Source organism: Streptomyces sp. NBC_01276 (assembly GCF_041435355.1).
Lineage (GTDB): Bacteria > Actinomycetota > Actinomycetes > Streptomycetales > Streptomycetaceae > Streptomyces.
Genome location: NZ_CP108442.1, coordinates 885,516 through 906,220, shown reverse-complemented (window position 1 = coordinate 906,220; position 20,705 = coordinate 885,516). Strand labels below are relative to the sequence as shown.

Genomic DNA, 20,705 nt, shown 5'->3' with positions numbered 1-20,705 from the left:
CCTTCCCCGCCGGGCGGTTCGGATAAGTTCGGTGAGCTTGCCATGAGATCGTCCCTTATCTCGGCTGTGCACCTTTGTTACCGACGAGTTGAATGTAAGAGTGCCAATGGTGGTTGGCAAGGTTGCGTGAGCGCACCTTTTCGGCCGACTCCTACTGCTCCGTACGCAGCAGTTCGGCTACCTCCGCCTCCACCCGCCGCGCCATCGCCCGCGCGAATTCCGCGGCCACCACCTCACCCGCGACGGGCCGCAGGGCCGCCACCGCCTCCCGGATGTGATCCAGCTGGGTGGCCGAAAGATGCTCCAGCCCGTCCGGGCCGATCACATGCCGGCGGAACAGTCCCACGAACCGGTCCGCGAGCGCGGCCGCCTGGGACTGGACGAACTCCCCGGCGTCCAGGATCTCCGCCAGCGGCACCCCCTGCCGCACCAGCGCCACCGTGGCCTCCAGCAGCCGCCGGCTCGGGTACGTGACCCGGTCCCCGTCCAGGCGTACGTAGCCCAGCTCGGCCGCCCGCCGGGTGTCGCCGGCCGAAGCCGCCGGGCCGAAGAGTTCGCGCAGCTCGGCCCGGGTCATCGACACCGGGTCCTCCTGCACCCAGTCCCGGGTCATCTCCCGCTCCAGGCCCAGGAGTTGGGACAGGCCGCCGCCCTGCTCCCAGGCGGAGAGCAGCTCCGCGATGCCGTTGACGGTGTAGCCGCGCCCCAGCAGGTCGCTGACCAGGCGCAGCCGGGTCAGGTGGTCGTCGGAGTACCAGGCGATCCGGCCCTCGCGGCGCGGCGGCGGGAGCAGCCCGCGCTCCTGGTAGTAGCGCAGGTTGCGCACCTTGACGCCCGCCGCCCGGGCCACCTCCTCGCGGCGGTAGCGCCGCTCACCGCCCGTGTCCGTCCGCGCCCCGTTGCTCACGCGGCCGAGTGTAGGACGTACCGGCAGGTCACATGGGGCGCTGCCGCGCCTCCCGCTTGACCGCCCGCAGGACCACGAACTTCGGCTCGCTCGCGACGACTTCGCTGTTGCCGAAGAGCCGCCGCAGGTGCGTGTGGTAACCCATGTGGCGGTTGGCCACCACCCACAGCTCGCCGCCGGTGCGCAGCACCTTGCGGGACTGCGCGAACATGCGCAGCGCCGTCGCGTCCGTCGTCGCCTGGTGCGAGTGGAAGGGCGGGTTGTTGAGCACCAGGTCCACCGAACCCGGCTCCAGCATCGCGACCCCGTCGCCGACCCGGAACTCCGCCGTGCGCCGGCCCGGCCGGACGTTGGCCTCGTAGGTCGCCCGCGCCGAGGCGACCGCCTGGTACGACTCGTCCGTGAAGACGACCTCGGCGTCCGGGTCGGCGACGGCGACCGCCGTGCCGACGACGCCGTTGCCGCAGCCCAGGTCCACGACCCGGGCCCCGTCCGTGTTCGTCGGGATGCTCTGGAGGAAGAAGCGCGTGCCGACGTCCAGCCGGTCCGCGCAGAAGATCCCGGCGTGGTTGACCACGGTCAGCCCGGCGCCCGAGCCCCCGTCCTCGTCCACCGTGTACGTCACCGGCCACGGGTCCGTGCCCGCCGGCCGGGCCGCGCCCGGGGCGGTGGGGGTGCAGAAGATCAGGCGGGCCTTCTTCTCCGCGAGGGAGGTCTTCGTCGGCCCGAGGACCTTCTCGAACAGGCGCAGCGTGGAGGTGTGGATCTCCTTCACCATGCCGGCGCCGATGACCACGGTGCCCGCGTGCACGTGCGGGGCCAGCCGGTAGAGCTGGTCCTCAAGCAGCGCCAGGCTCTTGGGCACCCTGATCAGCAGGACGTCGATACGCTCGGGCGGCGCGTCCTGCGTGGTCAGCAGGGTCACCGTGGACTTCGCCGTGCCGATGCCGGCCCGGTCCAGGTTCGCCTCGGTGGCGGCGCGGGTCAGCGAGGAGTCGGTGATCTGCGTGGGACGGTACGCGGCCAGGGCCGTCGTCAGCGCCCCCCAGCGGTCGCCGACCACGGTGACCTGCCCGGCGCCGGCCAGGTCCACCGGGCCGCGCTCGCCGGTACCGGCGTCGAGATGACGCAGCAGGTACTCGTCGGCGGCGTCCCAGGCGCGGAGCTGGTCGCGCGGGTCGACGGGGAAACGGGTGAGTTCGTAGGAGCCGAAAGGCGTGGTCAGGCGGTTCATATGGAACCCAGGCTAGCCGAGGCCGCCCCCCGGCCCCGCACACGCGGGGCCGGACGGCCCACTACTGCGGGAACTCGCCGGCCATCGCCGCCGCCAGCCGCAGGTGCGGGCGGGCCTCGTCGGCCCGGCCGCGCCGCTCCAGGGTGCGGCCGAGCATCAGGCGCGCGTACTCCTCCACCGGCCACCGCTCCAGGATGGCGCGCAGCTCGGACTCGGCGCGGGAGAGCTGCGCGGAGTGGTAGTAGGCGCGGGCCAGCAGCAGCCGCGGAGCGAGCTGCTCCGGGGCCTCCTCGGCGACCGACACCAGCACGCGGGCGGCCGTCGCGTACTCCCGGGCCTCGAAGAACAGCTGCCCGCGAGCCCAGCGCTCGGCGGCACTCCCGTGCAGGTGGTAGGCGTCCCCGCCGGTGCCCGCCGTCATCTTCCCCGTCCTCACGTCCATGCCCGCAGGCTCCTTCCGCTCGCTTTCGTGGCCGCTGCCGGTCATCGGCGGCTGCAACACCGTCGCGGGCGCGGACATTCCGGGAAGCGGAACGGGAGCCGCCGGGCCTGTCGGCGTTAAGTTGTGGCGTATGAGCAATCTCGATCGCCAGCCCGCTCTCGCCACCTGCGGCGGCCGCGGCTTCGTCGTCGCCGAACCGGTCCGCGAACTCCTCAGCCCGCGCACGGTCAAGCTCGGCGAGGCCACCGAGGTCCGCCGCCTCCTGCCGAACCTGGGCCGCCGCATGGTGGGGGCCTGGTGCTTCGTCGACCACTACGGCCCGGACGACATCGCGGACGAGCCCGGCATGCAGGTCGCCCCGCACCCGCACACCGGCCTCCAGACGGTCAGCTGGCTGCACGAGGGCGAGGTCCTGCACCGCGACAGCGTCGGCAGCCTCGCCACGATCCGCCCGCGCGAGCTGGGCCTGATGACATCGGGCCGGGGCATCAGCCACTCCGAGGAGAGCCCCCGCCCGCACGCCCGCTTCCTGCACGGCGCCCAGCTGTGGGTGGCCCTGCCGGACGCCCACCGGGACGTGGACCCCCACTTCCAGCACCACGCCGACCTCCCGACGGTCACGGCCCCGGGCCTCACCGCGACCGTGATCCTGGGCACCCTCGACACGGCGGCCTCGCCCGGCACGGCGTACACCCCCATCGTCGGCGCGGACCTCACCCTCGCGGCCGGCACCGACACCCGCCTCCCCCTGGACCCGGACTTCGAGTACGCGGTCCTGTCGATGTCGGGCGAGGCCCGCGTCGACGACGTCCCCGTCCTCCCGGGCTCGATGCTCTACCTGGGCTGCGGCCGCACCGAACTCCCCCTGCGCGCCCTCTCGGACGCGGGCCTGATGCTGCTGGGGGGCGAGCCGTTCGAGGAGGAGATCGTCATGTTCTGGAACTGGATCGGACGGTCCCAAGAGGATATCGCAGGCTTCCGCGAGGAGTGGATGAACGGGACGCGCTACGGCGAGGTGAAGGGCTACGACGGCCCTCCGATTCCGGCCCCTGAGCTTCCTCCAACTCGCTTGAAGCCTAGGGGAAGAGTGCGCTGAACTGCATGTACGTCCTGTAGGCGGGGCTCGGTGTAGTGGTCATGACGCCACTCCGCTTCCGGAGGCTCGTCGGACGTTGGCGAGGCCTCTGGGAGTGCTTCCTGGTCTTGAGGTCGAGTGCCATGTGAAGCAGGCTGTGGTCAGGTCTAGTCGGACGAATGCTGACCCTTTGCTGACTCTACTGACGAGTGGTCAGATTCCTGGAGAGGGAGCGTGGGCGCGCCTCTCGGCAGGGGAACCTCATGCCGAGAGGTCTGGTCCCCGGACTTTTCGGCTGCCGCGGGCAGCTCCAGGTAGGTGCTCCTCCGAGGCCGCAGCCCGCTGTCGGTCTGTCGTGGAAGCTGGTGTGCGGATGCAGGTGTGGGGGATCTGCGAGGCGCAGGCCTGGCACACCTCGGCCAGAGTCCAGACCTGCCGCACGGGCGGGTTGTGCACGAGGACGAGGAGTGCGGGTCCGCTGCACTGAGCTGCTGCCATGACCTGCGAGCCTGATCCACGCCGATTACGGTGGAGGAACGGGTTCAACCGTCTCGACTTCGGCTCCAAGTGCCGAAACCCCGTCCGAAACGGCATTTGAGCGAAGCCTCGCCAGGGAGGCGCAGCGGATGCCTCAGGAGCAGATCCCGGGTCATGGTCGACGTCGAGGCCGTCCTCGAGCCCATCGAAGCGGCCGCCTGAGCACGACCAGCTCGGGTTGCGAGCCGAACAGCTTGATGGCGGGCGGCAATCGCTGGAGCCGGCAGCAGGTCTTGGACGATGGGGCGTGAAGAGGCTTGGCTTGTTGTGTCAGCGGACGGGTTCTCTGTGGCGGCTGGTCGTTGAGGTGGGCAGCCTGGGTGCCGATGGGTACGGCAGTGAGAGGAGCGCTGAGCAGTGTCCACTGAGACGGTTGGGAGCCGGCGGGTCGCGGTCGTGACCGGCGGCGCTGGTGCGATCGCCCGCGCGGTCGACCGCACGGGCGACGACCCGGTCGATCTGGGTGATCCGGCCGATGTGCGCCGGGCCGCGCAACTGGTGTTGGACCGCTACGGCAGGTGCGATGTTCTGGTCCATCGGCTGCCATGGTCGCCTTCGGGCCGTTCGAGGACTTCGAACTCGGCCTGTGGTGTCAGGTCCAGGCAGTGAACGTCGAGTCGGCGCTGCTGCTCACCCAGGCGTTCGCGCCGGGGATGCGTGAGCGGGGCTTCGGCAGGGTGGTCTTCATCGTGTCCAACACGTTCTGGCGTCCCCCGGGCCCGCACATGCTCGCGTACGTGGCGTCCAAAGGGGCGTTGATCGGCATGACCCACGCCCTCGCCGTCGGGCTCGGCGGCCACGGGATCGCAGTCACGGCCGTGGCCCCGGGGCTGACCCGCACTCCGGCTACCGGCCTCGTGCCGGCGGAGGAGTTCGAGGAGATCGCGGCGCGCCAGGCGCTGCCCCGGCCGCTCACCCCCGACGACACCGCAGCTGTGGTGGCGATGCTCGTCGGCGAGGACGCCGCCGCCCTCACGGGCCAGGTGCTCACGGTCGACGGCGGCCTGGTGATGCGTCAGGAGCGGGCGAGACGGGAATCCGGACAGGGGACTCCCGTGCGCGGATCGCGTAGCGCCAGCCCCGATGGTTACGTAGAAGGTCTCGGGGCCTGGGTATTGCGCGGGCGGCGGGCACGAGGGCTTGCTTGAGACAAATCCTCCGTTGCTCGACGGAGAGACATTGACTGAACTCGGGAAGGTCCTCGCGAGAAGTCGAGCTGATGGCGGGTGTGTTCCATTGAGAAACGAAAAGATCAAAGAGGCACGACGGCTGACTGAAACTCAGCCGTCGCTGCCGAGGTGACCCTGGCCCCGAGCCGCGCGGTGCGAAAGCTGCGTTCGTCGCGCATCCGCCTGTGCACGGAATCCTGTGGCCGAGTTCTTGGGTCGGTCACTTCGAGTCTCACGGAAATACCAGGGCGGCCCGTACCCGGCTGTTCGAGGACCACCAGTTCTCAGCCGGCCATGACCCCCTGCGTCGTTACCTCGCCGTTGTCTTTCGCACGACGCACGCGAGCCGAACTCGCCAGTTTCTCGGCAGCCACTTCACGGGTGAGGTCCTGGATCTCGTCGCCCGCCTCGATGGCTGCGCGCCTGACTTCGATGGTCAGGCCGACCGACGTCTTGATGATGCCCCGCACCAGCGGTTTCGCCACTCTCTTGACCAGAGGGGCAGCGATCAGGCCAATGAGGAAGGGAGGAACTGCAGGGAGCATGTGCGAAGCCTCTCTTGTTTACACAGCACGGCTGCCGCCGCGTGTGCCAATACCACCGGCCGGTGGCGCTGGGCCTGAATTTCACCCCACCGAAAGCACTGTAGTCGGACCTCGGCCGATATGCCCGAGGAGGCCGACGCCTTTCATTCATTCGGGCGGAGGCCCGCCGGAGCAGATCCACGGCTGCGGAAGGGGATCACAGCGGGTCCGGTGCGCCCGGCGCGTGTTCGTCCAGCAGTGAGCCCACCACCTGCACAACGAATTCGGGTACGTGGTCCGGAAAATCGTGGCCGGTTCCCTCCGGGGTGTAGACCCTCCGGGCAGTGCTTGATGCTGAGAGAAAGCGTTCTCTCACGGTGAGGAAGAAGTGCCGTACTCGGGCGCTCTCCTCCGGATCGTCGACCGTGTCGAAGATCTTGTCACCGCCCGTCAGGTCGCGTGGCGCCACGAGGAGGAGGGGGAGCGGGCTGAGCTCGCCGTCGTGTACGACCGTCTGCCAGCCGACTCGGGTGATGCCACCTGGTGACAGCTCTCGCAGGATCGATGCCGCGGCGCAGTTCGCCTTGGTCCTGGTCTCGACCATGGCGAGAACCCGCGCCGGGTCCTCGGGAGAGTGCGTTTCGTTCTTGGGCGCGAGGGCGTGGAGGCCGAAGAGGTGGCGCAGCGCGAGGGCGGTCTGGTCCCTCGCGGCATGCCGCAGGGTCGCAAGTGAAGGGCCGAAGGCGACGGCATCGGGCGGAGTGGGATCGAGCAGCACCAGACCGGCCACCAGGTCGGGACGACGCCTGGCGGCGTTGGCCATGAGCAGTCCCCCGAAGGAGTGCCCCACGAAAATGTAGGGTCCCCTCTCGCCGGCCTGCTCCAGCGCCGTGAGCAGTTCGACGGCTTCGGCTGCCGTCGTGCGGGGGAACGGGCCCGGGTCGCTCCAGCCGGAGCCCGGACGGTCCACCAGGACCGAACGCGTCCGTTCCCGTGTCAGCGTGTGCAGCCGGTACATGGCGTAGCCACCGGCATGGCCGCCCGGCATCCAGACCACGGTGGGCTTCGGTCCGGCATCCCCCTCGGCGAGGACGTGCATGCGGTAGCCGCCCACGTCGATCATTCGCCCGGGTGGCGGATACCTCACCCGCACCCGGGCCACATGCACCAGATGGCGGAGAGACCCGAGACCGAGCGCGAGGGCCACGGCGCAGAGCACACCGCCGAGAACCCGCCAGCCGGTTCCCAGGGTGACGCACCATGCGCCCGCGGCCGCCGGCAGCAGGGCGATGCCCAGCCCGGCCCAGTCTCGGCTGAGCAGCCGGAGTATCGCGTCGGTGACATGTGTGCCCGGTCGCATGTTTCTTCACCGTCCCAGCCTTCGTGGACGCTGCCAGGGACATCGCGCGTCTCAGCGCCCGGCACAAGCATCGTCCCCTGAAAACCCCGCGGGCGCCATGCGCGATGCCGGGCCCCGCCTTCCGCCACAGCGGTACGGCAGCCGCCAGGGCCCGGGGTGCAAGCATGGCCGGGTACCGCCCCACACGGCGTCCGGCCCTTGCCGTGTGTGTGCCGTGGCCGTCCAGGTTCCCGATACGGGCGTACCACCGTCAGGCCTGGCCCGCGCCGTACGCGCGCGCGAGGCGTGCTGCCACGTCCGCGACCACTTCGGTCTCCCGGGGCACGAGATAGAAGTGGTCCCCGGGGAACGAGCGCAGCTCAAAGAAACCTGGGGCGGCGAGGTCGGACCAGGCGAGGACCCGGTCGAGCACGCAACTCGGATCGTCCTGACCGATGTACGCGGTGATCGGTGCCTTGACCGGAGTCGGATGCGGGAGGTGGTAGCCCTCGATGAGCCGGTAGTCCGCCCGGAGGGCGGGCAGCAGCAGGTCACGCAGCTCCGGGATGTCGTAGACCTCGGAGTGCAGGTCACCGAGGTGCCGGACGCGGGTGATCAGGGTCTCGTCGTCGGCACTGTGCAGTGCGGTGCGTTCGGCCCGCTGGGGGGCCTCGTGCGCGGAGACCAGCAGGTGCTCGGGGACGAGGCCTCGGGCTTCCAGCCGCAGGGCCAGCTCGTAGGCGACGCAGGCGCCCATGCTGTGCCCGAAGAGCGCCAGCGGCCGGTCGAGCCAGGGCCGCAGCGCGTCCTCGATCGCGTCGGCCAGGGTGGCCATGTCGTCGATGCAGGCTTCCGCGAGCCGGTCCTGGCGGCCGGGGTACCGCACGGCGAGCACCTCGACGTCCTCCGGCAGCAGCGCGGGCCAGCCGTGGAACAGCTGTGCCGTGCCGCCGGCGTGCGGTAAGCACACCAGTCGGAGCCTGGGGTCCGCCACGCGCCGGTGGACACGGAACCACTTCTTGGCGTCGTATGTCGTCATGGCCGCCGGAGACCACCCAGCTGTGAGGAGTTGAACTTGGAGAGGAAAGTGGGACGCTGCTCCACCACTCTTCTGGACACATATGCGGTCTGCGCGGTGTGACCCAGGCGATCGGTCACGACGAGTGTGCAGTCGCTGCCTTCCTGGATGAGTTCGGCGGAATACAGGGGTGTTCCGGTCGCAGACATCTGACCAGCCTCCATCAGGGTCCTTCTTCTCCAGCCATGCTTTCCACGCCGCCGAACGGCGTGCGCAGACGAAAGGCGGCGTGGAGATGCCCGCAGAGCAGCCGACGCCACGCGGAGAACACTCATGTCGCGGCGGACCGTGACATCCGGCGTGCCGGGAATGGCGACTCAGTGCACCTTGGCGGCGGTCGAACCGGCGCTGCGGACCTTGCCGGCGGCCTTGCTCTCGCTGCCGGCCTGCGCCGCGTGGGCCGCTGCGGCCGCCGCGGCCGGGGGCGCCGACCCGGTGCCCGCCTCGGCCCGGCCCGCGATACCGCCCTGCGGGGCGCTGGTGTCGGTGCCGTGCTCGGCTCCGTGCGCCATCTGGACGGCAAGCACTTCGGCGGTCGCCTCGGCCGCGAGATCCTGGATTCCCTCGCCGGCTTCGTGGACGGCCCTCTTGACTTCGATTCCCAGGCCCACCGACGTTTTGACGATCCCTCGCATGAGGGGTTTACCCAGCCTTTTGAGCAGGGGCGCGGCGATCAGGCCGATCAGGAAAGGAGGTACTACAGGCAGCATGGCAGGGCATCCTTCTCTTCTGCCGAGAAAACGATGGCGGAAAGGCAGTTGGAGGTGAACAGGGAAAGTGCGATGAGATGCATGGATTCCGCATCATCGAACCCGCACCCCTCATTACAGAGAGTATCCAGGGTGAATGCACGGCTACCGGTTCCGCCGTGGCCTTCACTCATTCGAGTAGAACGGCCTGCCCATAACGGCCTGTTCAGACCATTCGACGGCCGGAACCCGACGTCACCCGCCTTCTTCGGGTGACCACGTGTACCTCTGCTGACGGCCGGATGCGCTGTGCAGTTCTCTCGCCACCCGTCGGCGCAGCGCGGGAAACGGCAGCGTGCCGCCGGCCAGCACGGCCTCGTGAAAGGCGCGCACGTCGAACGCGGCGTCGGAGCCGCGTTCACACGCTGCCCGCAATGCCGTGAACTCCGCATGGCCCGCCCGGTACGTCAGCGCCTGTCCCGGCATATCGGTCGCGTAGCGCAGCAACTCGGTCGCGATCTGCTCCTCGGACTCGGCCGCCGCGTGGGCACGCATGAAGGTGCGCGCCTGCTCCAGCGTCATGGTCCCCAGGTTGAGGCCGGTGTCGACGACGAGGCGCTGCGCGGTGAACCGTTCATGGGCCAGGCGTCCGTACGCGTCCCACGGGTCGTCGTACAGCCCCATCTCCCAGGCGAGCCCTGCCGCGTACTCCGCCCAGCCCTCCTGGAACCCGGCGAAGGCCACCAGTTCGCGTCGCAGGTCGGGCAGCGCGATGTTCTCGGTCTGACGGGCGAGGTGGAAGTGGTGTCCGGGCGCGAGCTCGTGGTAGATCAGCGCGGCCGCGCCGAGCAGTGACCGGTGTGCCAGGTCCGAGGCGTTGTAGCGGTAGCGGCCCACCGGTTGCGTGGCGGTCGGCGGGTCGTAGTAGCCGAACGTCATCGACGCCTCCAGCGCCGGGTCGAGGCGGGCCACGCCGTACGGGGCATCGGGCAGGACCGTGAACCAGCGTGGCAGCAGCGGCGTGAGGCCGTCGAGGTGTCCGCGGTAGCGGGCCTCGACCTCCTCCGGGGTGGCGGCGTACAGGCGGGGCTCGCTCGCGAGCCGTTCGTGGAACTCCGCTTCCGTCCCCGCGAAGCCGAGCGTGGCTCGCATCTCCCGCATCCGCTCGCTGAGTTCGCGGCAGTGCTCCCGGCCGAGTTCGTGGAGGCGTTCGGGTGGTGTGTCGCCGGATGTGTACGTCCTGACGAATGCCCGGTACGCCGCTTCGCCTTCCGGGTAGTGGGCCCATCCGACGGTCTCCGGCGCCTCCCTGAGGTAGTCCGGGTCGTCCACGAGGGCGAGGAGGCAGTCGAACGCCGGCTCCAGTTCGGCGGCCACGAGCCCCGCCACCGCGTCGTTCAGGTGGCCCCGGCTCGCCGCGTCGAGCCGGGTGAGCCGCTCGGCGTCCGCCCGGACGTACCGCGTCGCCGACGCCCGCAGCCGGGTGAGGGTGGTGCGGACCCCGGCCAGCGCCGGGGCCGGGATGCGAAAGCCCCGTGCCGCCTGCCCGGCGGCCTTGTCACCGACCGTCGCGACGCAGCGGGCCAGGTCCCGTACGAGGGACACATACCGGTCCGCGTCGGCCCGGTCCTCGAAGCGGTACGGGCGGAAGACCGTGTCACCGTACTGCTGGAGGCTGAAGAGCTGGTACGGCGTGGCGGTGGGCGTGAGCCAGTGGAACCGTCCCGCCTCCGCTTCCTGTTCGGCCAGCGCCCGGAGGAAGCCCGCGGTGTCGGCGGAGGGACCGGGCAGCACCGCGGGCCGCAGCGTGTCCAGCCGGTCCAGCACCCCTGCCGCGAACCCGGCGCGCTCGTCGGCCTCCGCGGCGGACACCCCCGGCAGCGACTCGACCGGCAGCCCGCGGCGGGTCCGCAACGACGGCTCACGTGTGAGCAGGAAGTCCCAGTACGAGGTCGCGAGCCGGTCGACCTCCTGCGCTGCCGAGCCGTCCGGGAGGTCCGATGAATGGTTCACCATGGTGCCAGTGTGCGCGCCGGGTGACGCCACATCGGGCACGGAGATCAACCGGGATTCGGGGGTCTCACTCGGACGGGGGAATTCGTCCGCCCCGTTCGTGTCCGGCCGGGAAAAGGCGGTCCGACGCCGTCGATCCCGATGGCACGATGAACGCCATGCACCGCCGAACCGTGTCGTTTCCCAGGGCCCGGTCGGCCGCGGTGGCGTCCGCAGCCGTCGCGTCAGCAGTGCTGGCCGGTTGCGGTGGTGGCGACGTGTCATCGACCCGCACCCCTGTCGTCGTGGGGGGAACCGTCACGATCGCCACCGCATCCGAGACTCCGAGTTTCCACCCGTACTCGCAGTTCGGCTCTGCCCTGGCTCCTTATGCCTACGACTCGTTGGTCACCATGGCGCCGGACGGGCAGGTGGTGTCGGGCCTCGCCGAGAAGTGGCGGGCCGGAGCCACTTCGGCGAGTTTCACCCTGCGCAGGGGTGTGACCTGCTCCGACGGGACGATCCTCACGGCTTCCGGGGTGGCCCGGTCACTGAGCTATGCGAGCGATCCCCGTAACCGGCTCGTCGGCGCCCGGGCGGCACTGCCCGGTGTGCCGTTCACGGTGTCGGCCGACGACGCGGCCCGGACGGTGTCGTTGCGGATGGCGTCGCCCTACAGCTTCGTCGTGCGGACGATCGGAATGCTGCCCGTCGTCTGCCCCGCCGGGCTGGCGGATCCCGGCGCGCTGGACAGGAGCACGCAGGGCACCGGGCCGTACATGCTGAGCGGCTATTCCTCGGGTGGCCCGTACCTCTTCACCCGGCGCAAGGGGTATGCGTGGGGACCGGGCGGAGCGACGAACGCGGTTGCGGGCCAGCCTGAGCGGATCGTGGTGTCGGTGGTGCCGCAGGAATCCACGGTGGCCAATCTGCTGCTCACGGGCGGCGTCAACATCGCGACGGTGACCGGCCCGGACCGCGCGCGGCTGACCGGCCACGGCCTGGCCACCGCGCAGGTGCCGACCGTGGTGGGGCTGACCTTCTTCAACGAACGGTCCGGCCGCCCCTTGAGCGATCCCGTGCTGCGTCAGGCACTGGTGGGAGCCCTGGACCGCAAGGGCCTCGCCAATGTGGCGATCGGCGGCGACGGAACGCCCGCGAGTCATCTGACCGCCGCGGGCTCCGTCTGCCACACCGACGTGGCCGCCCGGAACCTGCCTCCACACAGTGCCGTGGAAGCCCTGGGCACCGCGGGCTGGACGAAGAACGCACGGGGCAGGCTGGTCAAACAGGGCCGGCCGCTACGGCTGCGGCTGCTCAGCAGCGCCGACTTCGGCTCCACCCTTCCGTCGGTCGCCGAACTGATGGCCGCCACCTGGGAGGCGCTGGGCGCGGACGTCGACCTCGTCAGCGAGAGCCGCAACGCGGTGGTACAGGCCATGTACCAGAGCGGGGACTTCGACGTCGTGGTCGGCAGCTCGCCGGGTCCGCCGCTGCCCGCGCAACTCGTCCCGTACTTCTCCGGTCCGCCGCCCTCGCAGGGACTGAACTTCGCACACGTCGTCAACCGCACCTACGACCGCTTCGTCGCCCTCGCGCTGCGCGCGCCGGGCACGGCCAGCTGCGCGGACTGGAACAGGGCCGCCGCGGCGCTGTTCCGCTCGGCCGACGCGCTGCCCGTCGCCGACGGCACGAGCACGGTGTACGGCTACCGGACGACCTTCGCCGTCGCACCCGGCGGCCAGGTCGTACCGACCAGCATCCGCCTGCACAGATAGCGGCGGCGGAAGCGGCACACGGCCCCACCACCAGTCGAGGAGGTCTCCCATGACGACCGTGTCCACACGGCTCGGTGCCCTGGCCCGGCGCCACCCGTGGGTGGTGTTCTGCTGCCGGCGCGCGGTGCGGCTGACGGTCTCCCTCTTCGTGGTCGTCACCGCTTCCTTCGCGATGATCCGGCTCGTGCCCGGTGACCCCGTCCGGGCCGCGCTGGGCGTGGACGCCCCGCCGGACCTGGTAGCGGCGAAACGACAGGACCTCGGCCTGGATCATGACCTGCCGGCACAGTACTGGCGGTATCTGAGGCATCTGGCCCACGGGGACCTCGGGGTCTCCCTGGTGACCGGCGAGCCGGTGGCCGAGCTGATCAGGGCACGTCTGCCGGCCACCTTGCTGCTGGCTGTCCTGGCGTTCGCCTGCGTACTCGTCGTCGCCCTCCCCGGGGGGCTGCTCGCGGCGGTGTGGACACGCGGAGGACGGCGGCCCCGGGCGGAGTTGGCGTTCACCGCCACCACCTCCGTCATGGCGGGCGTGCCGGACTTCGTGCTCGCGGCGGGTCTCACCGCGGGACTGGCGGTCGCCCTGCGCATCTTTCCGGTGGCCGGCGACCTCGGTCCCCAGTCCTACGTGCTGCCCGTGCTCGCGCTGGCCCTCGCTCCGACCGCGGTACTCCTGCGGATCGTCCGGGTGGAGACGCTCAAGGTGCTCGCGACGGACTATCTGCGTGCCGCCCGTGCGAAACGGCTGCCCGCCGTCCCGCTCTACCTGCGCCATGTGGCACCGAACACGCTGACCGCGTCGCTGACGGTCGCCGGGAACCTGCTACCAGCCCTGATCGCCGGAACGGTACTGGTCGAGAAGGTGTTCGCCTGGCCGGGCATCGGGTCGGCGATGGCGCAGTCCGTGGCCGCGCAGGACTACGCCGTCGTCGAGGCGTCGGTCCTGGTGCTGGGCTCGGCCGTCCTCGCGGTGAACTTCCTGGTCGATCTGGCCCTTGCGCTGCTCGACCCCCGATCCGTCATCCGGGAGACGTGATCCGATGGTGTTGTCCTCCCCTTCTCCGCGCACGCCGCGTGCCACCGCCGGCCGGTCTCGTGCGACCCGGTCGGGCTGGTCCACACCGATGGGCGTGATCACCCTGGCGATGCTCGGATCACTCGCCGTACTGGCCGTCGCGGGGGCGGTGTTGTGGGGGCAGGCCGCCGACCGTCCGGACCCGTCGGCGGTGCTGCGGGCGCCCACGGCAAGTCATCTGCTCGGTACGGACCACCTCGGGCGCGACCTGCTCGCCCGGCTGCTCTCCGCGACCTGGCTCTCCCTGCTGCCGGCCGTCGCGGCCACACTCCTCGGCGCGACGGCCGGGATCACACTCGGGGCGCTCACCGCCGTCGTCGGCGGACGCGCCCGCCGCCTGCTGGGAGCCCTGATCAACCTCCTGCTGGCCTTCCCCGCGCTCCTCGTCGCGATGTTCTTCGCGGCCCTCTTCGGCGCGGGCGCGGGCGGGGCGGTGTGCGCACTCGCCGTCGCCTGTGCTCCGGGCTTCGCGCGGATCACCCAGACCCTTGCCGCCAAAGTGGCCGGAACCGACTTCATGGCGGCGGCGCGCGTGCTGGGCCTGAGCCGCCACCGGCTCCTCCTGCGTCATGTCCTGCCCCACATCGCCGAACCGCTGATGCTCAACATCACGGTCGCCGCGGGCTCGGCACTCGTGGCCCTGTCGGGACTGAGCTTCCTCGGACTGGGGGTGCAGCCCCCCTCGTACGACTGGGGGCTCCTGCTCAGCCAGGGCCTGGACCGCATCTACACCGAACCGTTGGCCGCCGTGGCACCCGGCATCGCCATCGTCTACGCAGCCGTGGCCTTCCAACTGCTCGGCGAGATGCTGGCCGGAGCCGCCGCGCGACGCGTCCGCCCACGGCAGCCGGAAGAATCCGCGCCACACCCGGCACGCACCGGCCTTCCGGCAGTCGCGGACCACGTGCTGAAGGTGGAAGATCTACGGGTCACCCTTCCCACGGCGGAGGGAGTGGTCCGGCCCGTCCGCGGTGTCTCCCTCGCCCTGCGGCGCGGTGAGATGGTCGGCCTGGTCGGCGAGTCCGGCTCCGGCAAGTCACTGACGGCGCTCGCCATCGCCGACCTGCTGCCGGACGGCGCCTGCACGACCTGGGGCACCCACCGGTTCCTCGGCGCGGACGCCGAGTCGTTGTCACGCAAAGAGCGACGCAGGCAGCTGGCGACGGGAATGGCGATGATCTTCCAGAATCCGGCCTCGGCCTTCAACCCGTCGCTCCGCATCGGAACGCAGATGATGGAGGCCGTACGCGCACACCACGGCACCCCTCGTGCCCTGGCCGTCGAGCAGGCCCTGGCCCAGCTTCACCGGGTCGCGCTCCCCGGCGGGCGCCGGTTGCTGCGCTCCCGGCCCTTCCAGCTGTCCGGCGGTCAACGCCAGCGAGTGGCGATCGCCGCCGCTTCGATGATGCGGCCCGACCTCATCGTCGCGGACGAGCCGACGACAGCCCTGGACGTCACCGTGCAGCGGCAGATCATGGACCTGCTCCGCCGTATCCGCCGCGACGACGCCACCGCGATCCTCATCATCAGCCACGACATCGCCCTCGTGGCCGGCGCCTGCGACCGGGTTCTGGTCATGTACGGGGGAACGATCGTGGAGAACCTTCCGGCCCGTGAGCTGGCGACCGGCGCACAGCACCCGTACACGCGGATGCTCGTCGCCTCGGTCCCGGACCTGGCCACGGACCGCGACCACCCCCTGCACACCATCGAAGGAGGGCCGCCCGATCCGTGCGGCACGGCCCCGGGCTGCCCGTTCCATGACCGCTGCCCGCATCGAGTGGACCGGTGTGCCGTGGAGAGCCCCGTGCTGTCCCCGCTCGACCCGGAGCACGAGGTCGCCTGCTGGCGGCCGCTGGCCCCGGCACCGTTCCGCGGACAGCGTGAGACCGAAGAGGTGGAGCAGTGAGGGAAGAGGCAGGGCTGGCGCTGTACGACGTCACCGTGCGCCACCACGGGCCGTTCGGGCCGGTCACGGCGGTGGACGGGGTGTCACTGGAGGTTCCCCGGGGCGCGACGGTCGGCCTGGTCGGCGAGTCCGGTTCGGGAAAGTCCACTCTGGCACGTGCGGTCGTCGGGCTGGACAGCCCGTGCGCCGGGCGGATCACGATCGGCGGACGGGAGTACCGAGGCCGCCGGGCGGTCGGTCGACGCCGGCTGGGCCAACAGGTCCAACTGGTTTTCCAGGACCCGGACACGGCACTCGACCCCCGCATGACGGTCCGTCAGTCGCTCGCCGAAGCGGCCGGGGCCTTCGTCCGGCTGGACCGCCGCAGCCGCGAACAGCGCATCGGCGGACTGCTGGAACTGGTCGGTCTCGACGCCGGCTGCGCCGACCGGGTGCCGCGGGAGCTCTCGGGCGGCCAGCGCCAGCGCGTGGCCGTCGCCCGTGCGCTCGCCGTCGATCCGGCGGTACTCATCGCCGACGAGGTCACCTCGGCTCTCGACGTGTCGGTCCGGGCGGCGCTCCTGACCACGCTCCGGGACCTGCAGCGGCGCATGGGCTTCGCCATGCTGTTCATCAGCCATGACCTCGCAGCCGTCCGCCATGTGTCGGACGGTATCGCCGTGATGTACCTCGGCCGGATCGTCGAGACCGCCGCCACCGAGAACCTGCTGCGCAGCCCACGGCATCCCTACACCCGGACGCTGCTGTCCGCCGTGCCGAGCCTGCACCCCGGACGACGACCGGTCGGGGAGCCGCTTCTGCCCGGAGAGGTACCCGATCCCGCGTCGCCACCGACCGGATGCCGCTTTCATCCGCGCTGCCCCGTCGGGCCGAACCGGCTTCCGGGACGGGATGTCTGCACCGCGCGGGACCCCCAGCAGGAGGCGGCCGGACAGCCGCACCGCGCCGCGTGCCACTTCCCGTATCCCGCCGACGCCTGCCCGCCCCACGCCGTCAGCGCGCACCAGGACGCGAACGGTGACCGGGCTCCGCGAACCCCCGGGGACCTGCCGTCATGACGGCCAGGGAACCGGACAGGCTTCCGTCCGGCGCCGACGCGGTCGTCGTGGGGGCCGGTGTGATCGGTGCCGCGGTGGCACTGGAGCTGGCGCGCACCGGTCGGCGCGTCGTGGTCATCGACAAAGCCGGCGGCGTCGGCCACGGATCCACCAGCGCATCGAGCGCGATCATCCGTTTCAACTACTCGACCTGGGACGGTGTCGCCACCGCCTGGGAGTCCCAGCACTGCTGGGCACGATGGGAGGAGTACCTGGGCACCGTGCGCGGCCCGGGCCTGGCGGCGTTCCGGCGGACCGGAGCGGTGTTCCTCGACGCGCCGGACTCCGGGACGCCGGAGGTGATCGCCCTGTTCGAGCGTGCCGGCGTGCCGTACGAGCGCTGGGATGCCGCGACGCTGCGCAGCCGGATCCCCGGCATCGACGCGGGACGCTACGGCCCTCCCAAGCCGCTGCGGGACGAGGCGTTCTTCTCCGGCCCCGAAGGTGAACTCGGCGCGCTGTTCACACCCGACGCGGGCTTCGTCGACGATCCACAGCTCGCGGCACAGAATCTCGCGGACGCTGCGGGCCGCCTCGGAGCGCGTTTCCTCTTCCGTCGCGCGGTCGTCGGTGTCCTGCGTCGCGAAGACCGGGTGGCGGGCATCCGGCTCGCCGACGGCACCGCGATCACGGCACCGGTGGTGGTCAACGCCGCCGGGCCCTGGTCGGGCGCGTTCAACCGGATGGCCGAGGTCGGCGCCGAGTTCACCGTAGGAGTGCGCCCGCTGCGCCAAGAAGTCCACCAGGTGGCCGCACCGGTTGACCAGGGCGACACAGCCTCGTCCGGCCAAGGCGGCGCCGGGACCACGCCCGGCCTGATCGTGGCCGATACCGACCTCGGGACCTACCTGCGCCCCCGCGGCGGACACCTTCTCATCGGCAGCACGCTGCCCGCCTGCGACCCGAGGGAATGGCTCGACGACCCCGACCTGTGCAGCCCGCACCCGACGCCCACCAGGTTCGACACCCAAGTGACCAGGGCCGCACGCCGATTCCCGCTTCTCCGCGTTCCGAACCGGCCGACCGGCATCGCCGGCGTCTACGACGCCGCCGACGACTGGGCCCCCCTCTACGACCGCACCGATCTGCCCGGTTTCTACGTCGCGATGGGCACGAGCGGCAACCAGTTCAAGAACGCTCCGCTGGCGGGCCGATTCCTCGCCACCCTGGTCGACCGCGTCGAGGCCGGCCACGACCACGACCGCGATCCGCTGCGGTACACCGGCGAACACACCGGCATCGTCGTCAACCTCGGTGCCTTCTCCCGTAAACGGCCCATGGCCGAGGGGGCCGCCTCCCGGACCGTCATGGGCTGACGCATGATGCGCCGGGGCCGGTGCCGTCCGGGAGTTGCCGCACCGGACGGCACCGGCCGCGTGACGTCGCAAGAGATCTACCAGCGGCCGCGCGCGGGTGTGGAGCCGAGCTTGGAAGTCAGCACGGACAGGAAGGTCGGGAGCCGGTCGACCGCGGATTTGGGGACAGGGGTGACCTGGACCGTGTCCCGCACCACGTCCTGCACGACGAGCTTGTAGGTGCCGTCTTCCTGGACGAGTTCGGCGGCGTAGAGCAGTGTTTCCACCAGTGGTCCTTCAGTTGTGTCGTGCGAGGGGTCAGGCGCCGTTGAGCCAGGCGGTCCACGCCTTGGTGGCCTGCTGTTCGTCCACGTCCTCGGCGAACAGGTGGTGGCCCAGCCAGATCGGCCAGTTCCACGAGCTGCCGTTGAAGAACCGGTACAGCGCGTCCGGGCCTCGCAGGCCGACGAAGTCAGGGCTCAGCCAGTCCACGACCACCTCCGTCGAACCGCCGTCCGTACCCGGGAGGTCGAGCGACAACCGGTCGCCGACGGCCGCGCCGTCGTCGAGGCCGAGGCGTCGGCACAGAGCGGCGAAGTCGGCGGGGTCTTCGGTGGACTTGCCACGGGCGGCCTTGACGTAGACGGCGGGGCGGCCGGCGAAGTGCCTCAGGTACTCGGGGAGGGAGTGCTGGTAGAAGTCGACGTGCTTCTCGGCCGCGTCCGCCTTCGTGTCCCAGTTCCAGGTGTCGTCGACGACGCCCGTGTGCACCCAGTGGATTCCCATCCGCAGATGGCTCGCGCCGCCGTCGGCCGGCTCGATGCGGTAGGTGAGCGTGTTGGAGAACCCGCCGTCCTGGGTGGCCCGAACCGCGAAGTGGTGCGGCGGCTCCCACGCCACGACGGTGCTGTCGCCGCGCGTGGCCTTTCCGCCGACGCGCGGCTCGACCTCCATCGGGTAGAGCCAGCCGAGGTTGCCGGCGCCGGTGGCGACCGCGTCCCAGACCTGTTCGGGCGTGGCGGGCAGGTCCTGTTCCCGGCGGACCTTGAGCTCTCGGGCCATGGTCACTTCTCCTTCGTCGTTCATGGGTCAGTAGGTGAGCGGAAGCGCGGTGAGCCGCCGCTGCAGCGGGTTGGGCCGCCAGTCGAGTACCGCGCCGTCAGCGAGCCGCAGGTGCGGGAGCCGACGGACCAGCGTGCCGACGGCCACCTCCGCCTGGAGCTTGGCCAGCGGGCCGCCGAGGCAGAAGTGCGGGCCGTTGCCGAAGCTGAGGTGCCGGTTGCCCGGGCGGGTCAGGTCGAGCCGGTCGGGGTCCTCGAAGCGCTCGGGATCCCGGTTGGTCGCGGCGAGGAACAGGTAGGCCAGCTCGCCCTCGCGCAGCGTCCGCCCGCCGATCTCGACGTCCTCGGCGGCAACCCGGACGATCGCCTGGGTCGGCGTGTCGTAGCGGGCGAGTTCGTCGACGGCCGTGCGGATCAGCATCGGGTCCTCGCGCAACCGGGCCAGCTGGTCGGGGTGGCGCAGCAGGGCGAGCATGCCGTTGCCGACCAGGTGGGTGGTGGTCTCGTCGCCGGCGGTGATCAGGACGAAGCAGGTGGACAGCAGCTCGGAGTCGGTGAGCCGGTCGTCCTGCGCCTGGGTGGCGACCAGGGCGCTGATGAGGTCGTCGCCGGGGTCGGCCCGGCGGCGGCGGACGAGCCGGGCGAGGTACTCCTCGTACTGCTCGATCGCCGCCTCGGACTTGTCGATGTCCTCGCTCAGCCGGCCGAAGCGGTGGAACCAGGTCTTGACCTGCGGGAGGTCCTCGGGCGGGATGCCGAAGAGCTCGCAGACGACGGACAGCGGCAGCGGGGAGGCTACCGCCTCGATCAGGTCCATGGCCGGCCCGGCCGCGACCGCCTCGTCGATGAGCCGGTCGACGATCCGCTGGATGCCGTCGCGCAGGGCTTCGACGCGCCGCGCGGTGAAGGCACGGTTGGCCAGCCTGCGCAGCCGGGCGTGGTCCGGCGGGTCGGTGTTGCTCATCACCCGGCCGAGCCGGTCGGTGAGCCGGCTGAAGGCCTTGAGGTCGCCGCCGAGGGCGCTGTAGGCGCGGGTCATCCGGTCCCGGTCGTTGGACAGCCGCAGGTCGCTCAGGGCCGCCTCGACGTCGGCGTACCGGGTGAGGTACCAGATGCCCCGGGTGCTGCGGTGGACCGGGTCCTCGCGGCGCATGCGGGCGTAGAACGGGTACGGGTCCCGGCGGGCCTCGGGCGTGAGCAGGGCCGCGGCGAGGTCATCGGACCGGGCGAGGCCCGCGCCGGCGCGGGCCTCGTCGGTGGTGTCGGTCAGGTTCACTGCGAGACGCGCTACCGCTGGGCGTTCATGGCGTCGGCGAGGCTCTTGGGCCGCATGTCGGTCCAGTTCCGCTCGATGTACTCCAGGCAGGCGGCGTGGGTGTCGGGTCCGTGGGCGACGCTCCAGCCGTCGGGGACGTCCGCGAACTGCGGCCACAGCGAGTGCTGGTTCTCGTCGTTGGTGAGCACGAGGAAGGTGCCGTTTTCGTCGTCGAACGGGTTGGTCATG

General features: G+C 71.0%; 19 protein-coding genes. 7 read left to right on the top strand and 12 right to left on the bottom strand.

The features are described from left to right. Positions 1 to 151: 151 nt before the first annotated feature. From OG295_RS03635 to OG295_RS03625, 3 genes are all read right to left on the bottom strand, one after another. Positions 152 to 907 (bottom strand): MerR family transcriptional regulator, encoded by a 756-nt coding sequence (locus tag OG295_RS03635; RefSeq protein WP_371675512.1) that lies wholly within the window; start codon positions 905 to 907, stop codon positions 152 to 154. 28 nt (positions 908 to 935) lie between these two features. After that, positions 936 to 2,132, bottom strand: a complete 1,197-nt coding sequence (locus OG295_RS03630; protein ID WP_371681092.1) for a methyltransferase — start codon at positions 2,130 to 2,132, stop codon at positions 936 to 938. Between the two features lie 70 nt (positions 2,133 to 2,202). Further along, positions 2,203 to 2,583: a tetratricopeptide repeat protein gene (locus OG295_RS03625; RefSeq protein WP_371675511.1), complete on the bottom strand. Its 381-nt coding sequence runs from the start codon at positions 2,581 to 2,583 to the stop codon at positions 2,203 to 2,205. A gap of 130 nt (positions 2,584 to 2,713) precedes the next feature. On the opposite strand from OG295_RS03625, the gene OG295_RS03620 reads away from it, so the two are divergent. Then, a complete protein-coding gene (locus OG295_RS03620; RefSeq protein WP_371675510.1) occupies positions 2,714 to 3,679 on the top strand; it encodes a pirin family protein in 966 nt (321 codons plus the stop codon). Between the two features lie 1,061 nt (positions 3,680 to 4,740). Further along, positions 4,741 to 5,343, top strand: coding sequence for an SDR family NAD(P)-dependent oxidoreductase (locus tag OG295_RS03615; RefSeq protein WP_371675509.1), 603 nt, complete (start codon positions 4,741 to 4,743; stop codon positions 5,341 to 5,343). Positions 5,344 to 5,648: 305 nt separating this feature from the next. On the opposite strand, the gene OG295_RS03610 is transcribed toward OG295_RS03615, so the two are convergent. The 5 genes from OG295_RS03610 to OG295_RS03590 form a co-directional block, all read right to left on the bottom strand. Further along, complete coding sequence (locus OG295_RS03610) at positions 5,649 to 5,909, bottom strand: DUF5132 domain-containing protein (RefSeq protein ID WP_371675508.1); 261 nt, start codon at positions 5,907 to 5,909, stop codon at positions 5,649 to 5,651. Between the two features lie 196 nt (positions 5,910 to 6,105). After that, positions 6,106 to 7,248, bottom strand: a complete 1,143-nt coding sequence (locus tag OG295_RS03605; RefSeq protein ID WP_371675507.1) for an alpha/beta fold hydrolase — start codon at positions 7,246 to 7,248, stop codon at positions 6,106 to 6,108. A 250-nt stretch (positions 7,249 to 7,498) separates the two neighbouring features. Next, positions 7,499 to 8,266, bottom strand: a complete 768-nt coding sequence (locus tag OG295_RS03600; protein WP_371675505.1) for a thioesterase II family protein — start codon at positions 8,264 to 8,266, stop codon at positions 7,499 to 7,501. Positions 8,267 to 8,622: 356 nt separating this feature from the next. Continuing rightward, complete coding sequence (locus tag OG295_RS03595; RefSeq protein WP_371675503.1) at positions 8,623 to 9,015, bottom strand: DUF5132 domain-containing protein; 393 nt, start codon at positions 9,013 to 9,015, stop codon at positions 8,623 to 8,625. Positions 9,016 to 9,249: 234 nt separating this feature from the next. After that, positions 9,250 to 11,010 carry a DUF885 family protein gene (locus OG295_RS03590; protein WP_371675501.1) on the bottom strand — a complete coding sequence of 587 codons (1,761 nt, stop codon included), beginning with the start codon at positions 11,008 to 11,010 and terminating at the stop codon, positions 9,250 to 9,252. A gap of 254 nt (positions 11,011 to 11,264) precedes the next feature. Between OG295_RS03590 and OG295_RS03585 the strand changes: the two genes are divergently transcribed. From OG295_RS03585 to OG295_RS03565, 5 genes are all read left to right on the top strand, one after another. Continuing rightward, positions 11,265 to 12,764, top strand: a complete 1,500-nt coding sequence (locus OG295_RS03585; protein ID WP_371675500.1) for an ABC transporter substrate-binding protein — start codon at positions 11,265 to 11,267, stop codon at positions 12,762 to 12,764. A 49-nt stretch (positions 12,765 to 12,813) separates the two neighbouring features. Continuing rightward, on the top strand, positions 12,814 to 13,800 hold the full coding sequence (locus OG295_RS03580) for an ABC transporter permease (protein ID WP_371675499.1): 987 nt from the start codon (positions 12,814 to 12,816) through the stop codon (positions 13,798 to 13,800). A gap of 94 nt (positions 13,801 to 13,894) precedes the next feature. After that, a complete protein-coding gene (locus tag OG295_RS03575) occupies positions 13,895 to 15,748 on the top strand; it encodes a dipeptide/oligopeptide/nickel ABC transporter permease/ATP-binding protein (RefSeq protein ID WP_371675498.1) in 1,854 nt (617 codons plus the stop codon). Continuing rightward, a complete protein-coding gene (locus tag OG295_RS03570) occupies positions 15,745 to 16,806 on the top strand; it encodes an oligopeptide/dipeptide ABC transporter ATP-binding protein (protein WP_371675497.1) in 1,062 nt (353 codons plus the stop codon). Before OG295_RS03575 ends, OG295_RS03570 begins: the two co-directional genes overlap by 4 nt. Then, on the top strand, positions 16,803 to 18,161 hold the full coding sequence (locus OG295_RS03565; protein ID WP_371675495.1) for an NAD(P)/FAD-dependent oxidoreductase: 1,359 nt from the start codon (positions 16,803 to 16,805) through the stop codon (positions 18,159 to 18,161). The genes OG295_RS03570 and OG295_RS03565 overlap by 4 nt, the downstream gene beginning before the upstream one ends. Before the next feature lie 77 nt (positions 18,162 to 18,238). Here the strand turns inward: OG295_RS03565 and OG295_RS03560 are convergent, their stop codons facing one another. The 4 genes from OG295_RS03560 to OG295_RS03545 are packed head-to-tail and all read right to left on the bottom strand — an operon-like array spanning position 18,239 to position 20,704. Continuing rightward, positions 18,239 to 18,427: a hypothetical protein gene (locus OG295_RS03560; protein ID WP_364744387.1), complete on the bottom strand. Its 189-nt coding sequence runs from the start codon at positions 18,425 to 18,427 to the stop codon at positions 18,239 to 18,241. A 31-nt stretch (positions 18,428 to 18,458) separates the two neighbouring features. Continuing rightward, positions 18,459 to 19,202, bottom strand: coding sequence for an SRPBCC family protein (locus OG295_RS03555; protein WP_371675493.1), 744 nt, complete (start codon positions 19,200 to 19,202; stop codon positions 18,459 to 18,461). Between the two features lie 27 nt (positions 19,203 to 19,229). Next, on the bottom strand, positions 19,230 to 20,477 hold the full coding sequence (locus tag OG295_RS03550) for a cytochrome P450 (RefSeq protein ID WP_371675492.1): 1,248 nt from the start codon (positions 20,475 to 20,477) through the stop codon (positions 19,230 to 19,232). Between the two features lie 11 nt (positions 20,478 to 20,488). Beyond that, positions 20,489 to 20,704 carry an MbtH family protein gene (locus OG295_RS03545; RefSeq protein ID WP_371675491.1) on the bottom strand — a complete coding sequence of 72 codons (216 nt, stop codon included), beginning with the start codon at positions 20,702 to 20,704 and terminating at the stop codon, positions 20,489 to 20,491. Between the last annotated feature and the right edge of the window lies 1 nt (position 20,705).